This window comes from Gordonia sp. (in: high G+C Gram-positive bacteria) (assembly GCF_049299075.1).
Lineage (GTDB): Bacteria > Actinomycetota > Actinomycetes > Mycobacteriales > Mycobacteriaceae > Gordonia.
The window spans coordinates 1-10,515 of record NZ_JBAQWU010000325.1 but is presented as its reverse complement, the minus strand read 5'-3'; the positions used below and the strand labels follow the sequence as shown (position 1 = coordinate 10,515).

Annotated in this window: 8 protein-coding genes and 1 pseudogene; 2 read left to right on the top strand and 7 right to left on the bottom strand. The window is 66.8% G+C overall.

What is annotated here, in order from left to right:
- The 5 genes and pseudogenes from WAW85_RS10080 to WAW85_RS10060 all read right to left on the bottom strand — a co-directional run.
- Positions 1-540: pseudogene (locus WAW85_RS10080) on the bottom strand (alpha/beta hydrolase); the annotation flags it as partial.
- A 27-nt stretch (positions 541-567) separates the two neighbouring features.
- Entirely contained in the window at positions 568-2,283 is a 1,716-nt protein-coding gene (locus WAW85_RS10075) for a class I adenylate-forming enzyme family protein (protein ID WP_422559480.1), read from the bottom strand.
- Positions 2,276-3,229 (bottom strand): NAD(P)H-dependent flavin oxidoreductase, encoded by a 954-nt coding sequence (locus tag WAW85_RS10070; RefSeq protein WP_422559479.1) that lies wholly within the window; start codon positions 3,227-3,229, stop codon positions 2,276-2,278. Before WAW85_RS10070 ends, WAW85_RS10075 begins: the two co-directional genes overlap by 8 nt.
- Entirely contained in the window at positions 3,229-4,758 is a 1,530-nt protein-coding gene (locus tag WAW85_RS10065) for a carotenoid oxygenase family protein (protein ID WP_422559478.1), read from the bottom strand. The genes WAW85_RS10070 and WAW85_RS10065 overlap by 1 nt, the downstream gene beginning before the upstream one ends.
- A gap of 46 nt (positions 4,759-4,804) precedes the next feature.
- Entirely contained in the window at positions 4,805-6,016 is a 1,212-nt protein-coding gene (locus WAW85_RS10060; RefSeq protein WP_422559477.1) for an acetyl-CoA acetyltransferase, read from the bottom strand.
- A gap of 157 nt (positions 6,017-6,173) precedes the next feature.
- On the opposite strand from WAW85_RS10060, the gene WAW85_RS10055 reads away from it, so the two are divergent.
- Both WAW85_RS10055 and WAW85_RS10050 read left to right on the top strand, forming a co-directional pair.
- On the top strand, positions 6,174-7,418 hold the full coding sequence (locus tag WAW85_RS10055) for an acetyl-CoA C-acyltransferase (protein WP_422559476.1): 1,245 nt from the start codon (positions 6,174-6,176) through the stop codon (positions 7,416-7,418).
- A 25-nt stretch (positions 7,419-7,443) separates the two neighbouring features.
- Positions 7,444-8,355 (top strand): winged helix-turn-helix transcriptional regulator, encoded by a 912-nt coding sequence (locus WAW85_RS10050; RefSeq protein ID WP_422559475.1) that lies wholly within the window; start codon positions 7,444-7,446, stop codon positions 8,353-8,355.
- Positions 8,356-8,361: 6 nt separating this feature from the next.
- On the opposite strand, the gene htpX is transcribed toward WAW85_RS10050, so the two are convergent.
- Positions 8,362-9,240 (bottom strand): zinc metalloprotease HtpX, encoded by an 879-nt coding sequence (gene htpX / locus WAW85_RS10045; RefSeq protein WP_422559474.1) that lies wholly within the window; start codon positions 9,238-9,240, stop codon positions 8,362-8,364.
- Positions 9,241-9,351: 111 nt separating this feature from the next.
- Positions 9,352-10,368, bottom strand: a complete 1,017-nt coding sequence (locus WAW85_RS10040) for a polyprenyl synthetase family protein (protein WP_422559473.1) — start codon at positions 10,366-10,368, stop codon at positions 9,352-9,354.
- Between the last annotated feature and the right edge of the window lie 147 nt (positions 10,369-10,515).

The following is a 10,515-nucleotide window of genomic DNA, read 5'->3' as shown; positions in this document are numbered from 1 at the left end:
AACTCGGGGGCTTTGCGGTAGTCGGCGACAAAGACTTCGGCACCGGTCACCCGCACCAGCGACGAGACGAAAGCCGAATACATCATGGGGGGTGGTGCCGATGTAGCCACCACCGGGCAGGTAGACGATGGTGGCCCGGATTGGCGCTTTGCGGTCCGCGGGGTCGACGCACTCATCCGAACTCGCCCGCGCGCGACACCACACCCCGGGCACCCCGGCCACGACGTCGTCGGTGAGTTCCACCTCGTTCAGATTCTCGACGAACGGCGGCATCACCACCCGACAAATGTTGTCGACGACCCTCTCCACCGACCGAAACTCGTCGATGGGCAGCCCCAGCGAGTAACCCATGAAGTTGCGGATGACCTGGCGGGTGACCGCCTGACCGACGTTCTCGAGATGGTTACCGGGGCCTTCCCACGGGCGACGGAACGGCACCTGCGCCAGCCCGGTGAGCAGATTCCCACCCAAACCCACCAGCGTCCACGCCGTGACCGGAGCACTGGCCGTTTGTACTTCCGGACGTTCGGCCATCACCATGCGGCCGAGTTTACTGTCGGCAGCGCACTACTTAACCAGCGCGCTGCGGAGGTTCCTCTTGAGGAGCTTGCCCACCGGGTTGCGCGGTAGCTCGGGGAGAATCTCGAGGCTTTCGGGCAGCTTGTACGAGGCGATGTTGCGCTGACGCAAAAAGTCGGAGGCCTCGGCCAGGGTCAGTTCCGCCTCCGGCAGCAGCGCTGCCACCACATGCACGCGCTCTCCCATCACCTCGCATGGGCGGCCGATCACTGCCACCTCCGCGACGGCCGGATGATCGCTGAGCAAGGCTTCGATCTCGGCCGGCGCGATGTTCATGCCGCCCCGCACAATGAGGTCTTTGGCCCGGTCCACATAGCGCAGGTACTGGTTCTGCTCGCCGGCGATCTCGAAGATCTCGCCGGAGCGCAAGTACCCGTCGGCGTCGAACGGGTTGGCCAGTTGCTCACCGTTCAGATAGCCCGCGAAAACCATCGGTCCGTCGATGTAGAGCTCACCGGGCTTGCCTGGCTCGTCGATCACCTCACCGGTCTCCTCGTCGATCAGCTTGATGCTGATCCACTCGCTGACACGCGACGCCCACTGCACGTTCTCGGCGCCATACCGCGGGAAGTACATGGCCCGGTTGGTCGGGTCCGGGAAGTCCTCTGGGCTCGACAGCAGACCGATGCCCTCGTTGGAGCCGAAGAAGTTGATCACCGCAATGCCCATCTCCTCCTGCCAGCCACGCACGGTGACCGGCTGCAGCGGCGCCGAACCGGAACCGACGCGGGTCAGGCTCGACAGATCGATCTGGCTGCGCAACTGCTCGTTACGCAAGAGCATCAGCAGCAGTGCGGGCGGTGCGACGGTATAGGTCACCCGCTCGCTGGCGATCTGCCCGAAGAACGTCGGCGCATCGAAGGGGTGATGCTGCACCAGAGTCGACCCGGTCCGCAGCCATGGCAGCAGTTTGCCAACGAAGGCGGCCATGTTGATCATCGGGAACGGATTGAGCAAGACGTCGTCGGCCGTCAGGCGTGGCGCGTCGACGCCAGCCCACGTGAATGAGAGCCAGTCGTAGTGGGCGCGCGGCACACCTTTGGGAGCGCTTTCGGTACCGGAGGTCCAGCAGATGGTGATCGGATGGTTCGGGTCGGCGACGTAGCCGTGCGCCGCGACCGCGGCACGGTCGGCGTCGGTCGCCGTCGACGACACCAGCGAGAGCACACCGGCGAGCGGCTCACCGACCGGTTCGGAGGTCAACGTCGCCACCACGCGCAGCCCGGGGATCTGCGCTGCGGCCCCGACGGCTTCGGCGGCCATCGCGCGGCCGGCGAAATCCGGGACCGTGACCAGCATGGCGAATCCAGCAGCGCTTCCCATGCCGAGCAGTTCGTGCTCCCGATACTGCATAGCCAGCGGTGAGACGACGGCGCCGATCCGCCACGCGGCCAAATACAGCTCCACCAACTCCACGCCGTTGGGCAGTTGCACTCCGATGACGTCACCGACTCTCACTCCGGACTCGAGGAGCCGTGCGGCCAGCGCCGTCACCTCGTCGTCCAGTTCGCGCCAGGTGAGCCGGCGCGGCGCCGTACCGACCAGCGCCACATTGTTGGCGGGATCGACGAGCGCTATCTTGTCGGGGTATTCCGCCACGCGGTCGGTGAAGATCTGATCGACGGTGTCATCGGTCCACGCCCCGAGGGCACGGAACCGGGCGATTTTGTCGGGCGAGTAGAGCCCGGCGGCGAAATCAAGCATGGATGCTTCCTTCCAGAGATGGGCGCACGAGCCTGGCGGCTGCCTGCTGGTATTGATCGGTGAGGCGGTCGACGATGGCGCCGACCGGTTGGATTTCGGTAACCGCACCCAGACCTTGGCCGGCCGCCCACAAGTCTTTCCAGCGGCCGACCGCGCCGGCGGCCTGATAGTTGCGCTCACGCTCGGCCTCATCGAGGCGATCGGGGTCCAGGCCGTTGACGACCAGGCTCGGGCGCAGCCACGACGCCGGCGTACCGGTGATGGCGGCGCTGACAATCAGATCGTCAATGCCGCAGTCGACCACCATCTGCTTGTAGCCGGTGACCGCCAGGCTCTCCTCGGCGGCCAGGAACGACGTGCCCATGTAGACCAGATCGGCGCCCGCCGCGACAGCCCCCGCGATGCCGTACCCGTCGGAGATTCCCCCACCGATGATCAGCAGCCCGTCGAAGAACTCACGCACCGCGGCAGTGAAAGCAAACGGCGAAAGGGCGCCGGTGTGTCCGCCCGCGCCAGCAGAGATGCAGGCGAGGCCGTCGACACCGGCGGCGGCGGCCTTGCGCGCCATCGGAAGATCCGCGACATCGGCGATCACCAGTCCGCCGTACCCGTGGACCGCCTCAAGCACCGGCTTCGGGGAACCCAGCGCGGTCACCACCACCGGCGGCCGGAACCGCGCCACCACCGCGAGGTCGTCCGCCAGCCGGGCGTTGGTGCGATGAGTCACCAGGTTGACCGCCCACGGGAGGGTTCGCCCCTCGACAGTGAGCCCGTCGGTGATGGTCTGCAGCCATTGCTCCAGGTCGGCGGTCGTCCGGCAGTTCTGGGTCGGGAAAGCGCCAAGGATGCCCGCCCGGCCGGCGGCGATCACCAGATCCGGCCCGGAGACCAAGAACATCGGTGCCGCGACCACGGGCAGCGCAAGCTGATTGAGCAGGCTCCGCATCAGATCGCCTCCACCGCGTCGCCCGCACGTTCGGTACTGCGCCAGCGGCGCAACTCCGACCCGGGGGCCCAGGCCGAATGAGTGCCCGACGACACCCGTTCGGGCAGCTTGACCCGGCACACCGGGCCGTCGGCGAGCCGCGCCGCATCGAAGACCACCGCGAATGAGGCGTTCTGGTTCATGTCGGTGGTGATCGTGACCAGGTAAGCGTCCTCTTCGGCGGTCGATCCCACTTTGGGCGCCACGCTGGTTTCGCTGGCGAACACCCCGTCGCCGAACGAGTAATGCTCTTCGCTTCCGGTCTGGACGTCATGCCGAACCAGTCCGTCGAACAAAAACCAGTCCGGTTTGCCGGTGGCGGCATAGGCGTACCGGTAGTCCGTGGTCAGATAGTCCGCGTTCATCATGCCGAACTCGCTGACGGTGTCGGTGAGCGATTCCTCCCGGACCGCGCCGGTCGCCAGATTGAAGCGCCAGCGGTGCAGCCGCGTCTGCATCCGGTTCAGCGCCAAGAAACGGAACGGCCGCAACGCCTTGGGTAGGTGTGCTGAATCGGCCAGGCTGGGATCGGGGTCGTGCTGGAAGAAGCCGTCGAGCACCACTTCGTCGCCGTCTTCGAAGGCATTGGTGAAGTGCAGGACATACGTGGGATCGGCCTCGAACCAGCGGATCTGCGACGGGTCGCCGTGCCGCGGGAGAATGCCGAACCGCGAAGGTAGATCGTGCAGCTTGGGCACATGATGACCGGCGCGCAACAGCTCGGCGTCCCAGAAGAGCGGGAAATCGTTGACGATCACATAGTTTTCGGTGAACGCCATGTCATGCGGCAGACGCGGGCCGGGCAGTTCGATCGGCACGTACTGGGCGAGATCGTTGTTGGCGTCGACGACCCCGTAGTGCATATACGGCGATTGCTTGCCGTAGTTGAAGAAGAGCAGTTCACCGGTGCGGTCGTCGTTTTTCGGGTGTGCCGAGACGCCGAGTTCGGCGGGGAACGAGCCGTTGAAGTCCGCCCGGCCGCGCGCCTGTCCGGTCAGCGGGTCCATCCGGTACAGATCACCGCACTGGTAGTAGCTGGTGAGTGCTTCGCCCCGGAAGATCGTGACATCGGTACTGGACGAGTCTTTGAGAAACCCGCGAGCACCGACGCCGTCGCGGCGATCGGAGACGGTCGGCGACTCGGCGATTCCGGCCCACAAGGACCGGCCGGCCTCCTGCTCGGCGGCCAGCCCGTCGGTCCGAACGAATCGGTTGCGATAGAACGCAGTCCCATCGCGGAATCCCACCATATGGACCATGCCGTCCCCGTCGAAGGGATGGTACTGGTGGATCGGCATGTGCAGCGGGTTCTCGGTATTGCGCAGGTAGACGCCGTCGAGATCCGCGGGGATCGTCCCCTCCACGACGGCCAGGTCGTCGGCGTTGAACTCCGCTTGCTGCGGCCGCCAGGGACCGCTGCGATAGGGATGGTCGTCGTCGTCGGGAATGGTGGTGATCATTCGCTCCACCACGTCCACATTGGTCACCATGATGCTGTCCTTACGTTCTTTCTTTCGCGTTGCATGAGTCGGGGGGTCAGGGGGCGGCGCTGGTACAGACGAGGGCGACGCAGGTGGCGGTACTGCCGCCGAAGTTCACCGTGCCGAACGTGGAGGCGTTCTCCACCTGCGTTTCGCCCGCGCGGCCGGAGACCTGGGCGGCGGCGTCGAGCAGCATGCGGATTCCGCTCGCACCGACCGGGTGGCCGCCGCCGAGCAGGCCACCGCTGGGATTGATGGGCAGCCGACCGTCGCGTTCGATGTCGCCGTTGTCCACGGCTTGGTACGAGCGGCCGGGCTCGGTGAGACCGAGATGGTCGATCGTGAGGTATTCGCTCATCGAGAAGCAGTCGTGGATCTCCATACCGTCCACATCGTTGAGTTCCACCCGAGCCCGGGACATCGCATCGGTGATGGCTTTGCGCAGGTGCGGAAGCAGGTAAGGACCCTCGTGTCGGCGACCCAGCTTGCTTTCCAGCGACAGACCCGCGGTGGTGTGCCCCCAGCCGGTGACCTGCGCCCACGGCGCGGCCTGCGGGTGCGCCGTGCGATACCGGTCACTCACCAAGATCACGCCCGCCGCACCGTCGGTGATCTGACTGCAGTCGAGGCGCCGCAGCCGTCCCTCCACCAGCGGGTTGCGGGCATCGTCGTCGGTGAACGACAGTTCGGTCCAATTCCGCGTCTGCGCCTTCGGGTTGACGCGCGCGTTGGCGAAGTTGATTTCACCGATGCGGCGCAGGTGCGCATCGTCGAGACCGTACCGGCGGTCGTACTCGTCGGCCATTTCCGCGAACATAAACGGCCACATGTATTTGGCCTGCTCCCCCTCATGCCCGGTCCACGCTGCCGCACCCAGGTAGGCGGCCGCCTGATCGCCCGGCACCGTCTTCTCCAGTTCGACACCGAGCACCAGCGCGACGTCGTAGCGACCCGCCTCCAGATCTGCCATCGCCGCGAGCAATGCGGTGCCGCCCGACGCGCAGGCAGCTTCGTGGCGGGTGGCCGGAATGCCCCAGAGGTCGTCGATCACCGTCGCGGGCATCGCGCCGAGGTGCCCCTGCCCGGTGAACAACTGCCCGAAGGCGTTCGCCACATGAATCACCTCCACAGCGTCCGGTCCGATCCCGGCCGCCGCGCAGGTCTCGGTCACCGCTTCGGTTGTCAGGTCCGCGAAGTCGCGGCCTTCTCGGTGCCAATTGCGGGCGAAATCAGTCTGATAGCCGCCCAGCATCCAGATGGAAGTCATCTCGGTAGGTGCTCCTTGTCGTCGCAGTTGGAGAGTGGTCGTCGCAGTTGGAAAGTGGTCGTCGCCGCCGGAAGGTGCGCGACTGGATGATGTATGTCACTATAACTATCAAAGTGACTCTGTCAATTACTCCACCCGTGGCTCCGGAAGGGCACCAATGACCCGCACCCCGACCCACACCCGCGACGCCTGGATATTCGAGTACGCACGCACACCGCGCGGCAAAGCCTCCTCCTCGGGTGGCCTGCACGAGTACACCGCCACCGATCTGGTAGTTCATCTGATGCGCGCGCTGACCGAGCGCGGCCTGGACCCCCACTCGGTTGACGATGTGGTGCTGGGTTGCGCATCCCAGGTCGGCGAACAGGGCGCCAATCCGGCGCGCGTGGCAACACTCTTAGCTGACTGGGGCAACCGAGTGCCCGGGATGATGGTGAACCGCTTCTGCGCCTCCGGCATCGATGCCGTCGCGACCGCCGCCGCTCGGATCAAAGCCGGCGATGCCGATCTCGTCGTTGCTGGCGGCGTCGAAAGCGCATCGCGGGTGCCGATCTTTTCCGACCGCGGCCCCCTGTGGGCCGATCCGGCCGTCGTCGAGCGCATCGGCTCCATCCATATGGGTGTGGCCGCCGACCTCAACGCCGGACTGGAAGGCTTCACCCGCCCCGAGCTCGACGCCTACGGGGCACGGTCGCAGCATCGGGCCGCGGCCGCCTGGACCGCGGGGCGCTTCGCCGCCGAGACCACTCCGGTCCCGCGCACCGGGGCAGATCCGATGAGCGCCGACGAACTAGTGCGACCGGCCACCACCATGGAGTCACTGGCCAACCTCGCCCCGGCCTTCGCCGGGCTCGGCGCCGACGGCCAGGATGCGCTAGCGCTGCGCGACTTCCCCGAACTGGGCAGCATCAACCACCTGCATACTGCGGGCACCTCGCCCGCGATGGCCGATGGTGCAGCCCTTCTCGTGATCGCCACCTGGGAAGCGGGTGTCGCGGCCGGCTTGCGTCCTCGCGCCCGCATCGCCGGTGCCGCCGCCCGGGCCGGCCATCCGGTGCAGATGCTCACGGCCGGTCAGGACGCCGTCGAAGCGGTATTTGCGCGGGCCGGGCTGCGGGCCGACGACGTCGCCTGCTTCGAGTTCGCCGAGGCGTTCTCCGCCCTCTGCCTGCGGTTCGAGCGGGATCTGGGCATCGACGCAGCGTCCGGGGACGATCGGATGAACCCGAACGGGGGAACCATGGCCATGGGCCATGCCTTCGGTGCCACCGGCGCCATCATGATCGGCGGCTGCGCGCAGGAAATGGAGCGGCGCGACGGCCGCTGGGGCGTGGCCGCGGTCAGTGGCGCGGCGGGCCTGGGGAGCGCGGTGCTCCTCGAACGGCCGGAAAGCGCTGGCTGAGGCGCGTGTCGCTAGGCTGACCGGCATGACTTCTGCCCCGGTACCGCCCTCCGAGCCGAACGCTATCGCGCGGGGTCTCGGCGTACTGGGCGACGAGTGGTCGTTGCAACTGCTCCGCGCCGCGCACGGCGGCGCCACCCGGTTCGCCGACTTTCAGAAGCTACTTCCGGTCTCGGCCGCGAGCCTGGCCGCGCGGCTGTCTCTGCTCGCCGACGAAGGCCTCCTGATCCGCCGGATCTACCAGCAGAACCCGATCCGCGCGGAGTATCTGCTGACCCCGCAGGGGCGTGGGACGTGGCCGATACTGCTGGCGATCTGGTCGTGGGAGGATCGGTGGGCGCAGCATCGGCCCGGCACCCTCCCGGGACGACGCCACCTAGCGTGCGGAGCACAGTTCCATCCACTCCTGGTCTGCGCCACGTGCGGCGAGACCACCGATCGCAGTGCGGTGCGCGCCGAATGGGGTCCGTCGGGCGGCTGGACACGATCGGTGCCGACGACCACCACCCGACGCCGAAGCCGGACCTCGCGCGTCGCCGAATCCTTTCCCGAGACCATGGCGGTATTCGGCAACCGCTGGTCGGCGGTCGTGATCGGCGCCGCGTTGCAGGGTGTCCACCGATACTCGATGTTCGAGTCGACACTGCGGATACCGTCCAACATCTTGACCGAGCGGCTGCGCACACTCCTTGACTACGGCCTATTGCGCGTCACGACTTCCCCCGAAGGCCATCGCGAATACCGGTTGACCGCCAAGGGCCAAGCGTTCTTTCCCATCGTCGCGACCACCCTGCACTGGGCTGAACGCTGGTACTCCCGCCCCGAAGGGCCGGCGATGACGTGGCACCACGGCGACCACCTGCTGGTCCCTCGCCTGGACTGCGACCAGTGCCGCACCCCCATGGTCGCCGCCCAGATCGAGATCCTCGGCGACTGACCACGATCAGTACTTCTGGCCGCCGCTGGCCGCCATCTCGTGCAGACGTGCGACGCGCTCGGCGGTCGGCGGGTGCGTGGAAAACAGCTTGCTCATTGCCTGACCGCCCCGGAACGGGCTCGCGATCATCATGTGTGATTGCGATTCCAACTGCGGCGTGGGCGGCAGCGGAGCGGCGTTGATGCCGCCGGAAATCTTATTCAGGGCCGAAGCCAAGCCAAGCGGGTCACCACTGAGTTCGGCGCCGGACTTGTCGGCCTGCAATTCCCGGGACCGGGAAATCGACATCTGGATCACCGCCGCCGAGATCGGGCCGAGCACGGCGATCAGGATCATCGCGAGCGGATTGGCACCGCCCTGGCGGTTGCCACCGAACATCCCGGCAATCATCGCGAAGTTGGCCAGACCGCTGATCACCGCGGCCATCGCACCGGCCACCGAGCTGATCAAGATGTCGCGGTTGTAGACGTGGCTGAGCTCGTGCCCGATCACCGCGCGCAGCTCACGCGCGTCGAGCAACTCCAGGATGCCCGACGTGCAGCAGACTGCCGCGTTTTTCGGGTTGCGCCCGGTGGCGAACGCATTAGGGGACTCGGTGGGACTGATGTACAGCTCCGGCATCGGCTGACCGGCCCGGGTGGCCAGCTCCCGAACCATCGCATACAGCTCGGGGGCCTGCACCTCGGTGACCGCCTGCGCGTGCATCGCCTTCAGCGACAGCTTCTTGCTATTGAAATACGCGTACGCGTTGGTGCCGATCGCCATGAGCACCGCAAGCCACAGGAACATCCGGTTGCCGGTCGAGGCACTGATCACCCCGCCGATGCCGACGATGATGGCCGACATGACACCCATCAGGATGGCGGTCTTCAATCCGTTAAACACTCGTCACTCCTCCTGAGACTGCCACCAATAGTGGCACGACGCCGCGCACCGGCCGTCTCACCTGGAGAACGTCCGGCAGACCGCAACGAGTTCCCACCGCGATGCGGACGGTCAGCCGACGCGCTGCACCGTGTAGTCGACCAGCGAGCTGAACGCATCGCGGGCTGGGCCAGCGGGCAAGGTGGCGAGCTCAGCGTGCGCCTGCTCCGCCATCTGGGCCAAGCGCGCGCGGGCAGCGTCCATACCCGCCGACGCCACCAACAACTCGAGTGCCTCAGTCACCTGGGCATCGTCGGTCAGCGGGGTGGCCGCGCCCGTCGCCGGGTCCAGCAGCAGCTCACGCAGGCGTGCACTGTCCGGGCCGTCGCCGGTCAGTGCGAGCAGGACCGGCAGGGTGTGGACGCCCTCGCGAAGGTCAGTGCCCGGGGTCTTACCGCTGTCGTCGGTGGGCGAGGCGATGTCGATGAGGTCGTCGGAGACCTGGAAGGCCACACCGACGATGTCGCCGACCTTGGCCAGCGACTCGATTCTTTCGGGGGCGGCGCCCGCGGTCATCGCGCCGAAGCGGCCGGCCGCGGCGATCAACGAGCCGGTCTTCTCCCACACAACCTTCAGGTAGTGGTCGACGGCATCGGTTCCGCGCGCACCGACGGTTTCGCGCATCTGGCCGGTGACCAGTTCGGCGAACGTCTCGGCGATGATCCGGACGAAGTCCGGACCGAGCGTGGAGACCAGTCGCGAAGCGCGAGCGAACAAGAAGTCGCCGCCCAGGATGGCGATCGAATTGCTCCAGCGCGCATTAGCGCTCTGGGCGCCGCGGCGCACCGGCGCCTCGTCCATGACGTCGTCGTGATAGAGCGTCGCGAGGTGGATCATCTCCACGACCGTGGCCGCGGTAATCACGTCGTCACTCACCGGTTCGGGGCCAAAGTGGGAGGCGAGAATGGCGAACATCGGACGAAACCGCTTGCCGCCGGCCTTCGCCAGGTGGGTGGCCACCTCAGCGAGCACCTCATCGCCGGACGAGAGTTCAGTCAGCAGAAGGTCTTCCACACGAGCAAGGGCGTCGGTGACCACGGCGGCGAATGCGCCGTCTGGAAGGTCGATTCCGGCGATCGTCGACTTCACGTGGGGGACCCCAATTTCTCTCACGGTTCCGGTGCCGACCCGATCGGCCGGACACCAGAAGCCTATCCGCTTCCGGGTACGGCCATAATCGACGGGTGACCAGTCTGCCGCCCGAAGCCTCCGCGATCCCCGCCGCCGCCGATGTGC

Bases quoted from the DNA above. Each gene is read 5' to 3' on its own strand.
- WAW85_RS10075 (WP_422559480.1), bottom strand. From the start codon at position 2,283: ATGCTTGATTTCGCCGCCGGGCTCTACTCGCCCGACAAAATCGCCCGG.
- WAW85_RS10070 (WP_422559479.1), bottom strand. From the start codon at position 3,229: ATGCGGAGCCTGCTCAATCAGCTTGCGCTGCCCGTGGTCGCGGCACCG.
- WAW85_RS10065 (WP_422559478.1), bottom strand. From the start codon at position 4,758: ATGGTGACCAATGTGGACGTGGTGGAGCGAATGATCACCACCATTCCC.
- WAW85_RS10060 (WP_422559477.1), bottom strand. From the start codon at position 6,016: ATGACTTCCATCTGGATGCTGGGCGGCTATCAGACTGATTTCGCCCGC.
- WAW85_RS10055 (WP_422559476.1), top strand. From the start codon at position 6,174: ATGACCCGCACCCCGACCCACACCCGCGACGCCTGGATATTCGAGTAC.
- WAW85_RS10050 (WP_422559475.1), top strand. From the start codon at position 7,444: ATGACTTCTGCCCCGGTACCGCCCTCCGAGCCGAACGCTATCGCGCGG.